This is a genomic window from Xylophilus sp. ASV27 (genome assembly GCF_016428875.1).
GTDB lineage: Bacteria > Pseudomonadota > Gammaproteobacteria > Burkholderiales > Burkholderiaceae_C > Xylophilus.
The window spans coordinates 1-301 of the sequence record NZ_JAELTO010000392.1; the positions used below are offsets into that span (position 1 = coordinate 1).

The window sequence follows — 301 nt, forward strand, 5'->3', positions numbered from 1 at the left end:
AAAAGTAGACCGTCGCCTCCTGCTGGTTATTCAGGGCGAAGGCGAACAGCGTAAAAAAAATGGCTGCCTTGAGCAGCCACGAGAGATATTTCATCGTCTCCTCGTGCGTGACGAGGAGATTTTAGGGCTGTCTCTTATACACATCTGACGCTGCCGACGAAGAGAACCTAGTGGAGGTGGGGGGGGGGGGGGGGGGGGGGGGGGGGGGGGGGGGGGGGGGGGGGGGGGGGGGGGGGGGGGGGGGGGGGGGGGGGGGGGGGGGGGGGGGGGGGGGGGGGGGGGGGGGGGGGGGGGGGGGGGG

General features: G+C 71.1%; 1 protein-coding gene and 1 pseudogene. Both read right to left on the reverse strand.

The window, feature by feature from the left end:
- Window positions 1-94, reverse strand: a pseudogene (locus tag JHD63_RS24480) (DUF1049 domain-containing protein); the annotation flags it as partial.
- A 27-nt stretch (window positions 95-121) separates the two neighbouring features.
- Window positions 122-301 (reverse strand): hypothetical protein (locus tag JHD63_RS23495; protein ID WP_198973195.1); only part of this gene is annotated, 180 nt, incomplete at its 5' end.